1 protein-coding gene is annotated in these 263 nt (G+C 53.2%); it reads right to left on the reverse strand.

Translation table 11 applies throughout. The annotated features are described in order from the left end of the window. The coding region (locus R0J87_RS21515; protein ID WP_498888840.1) for a hypothetical protein at positions 1-263 on the reverse strand (263 nt) is incomplete at both ends.

Raw genomic sequence — 263 nt, forward strand, 5'->3', positions numbered from 1 at the left:
GCCCACAAGCCGAATAGCATTCACTATCGGCAGTCACCATTGTTGCGAAGTTGCGAAGTCGGATGGTTGCACCAATACGAAGCGCCTCCCTTACCAGCCCGCCCGGGCTGTCAAGCACCAGCGTCAACTTAGATTGCCCTTCAACGAGACGCTCAAACTCCTCAGCATCCCCGCTCTTTATCTCCCCCTTCAGCTGAATGATGATTGGAACAGATGGGTCGTCTGAAAGTACAAATTTCTCGAACTGTGCAGAGGAAGCCGTG

Origin of the sequence: Halomonas sp. SIMBA_159 (genome assembly GCF_046536035.1) — a bacterium.
Lineage (GTDB): Bacteria > Pseudomonadota > Gammaproteobacteria > Pseudomonadales > Halomonadaceae > Vreelandella > Vreelandella venusta_A.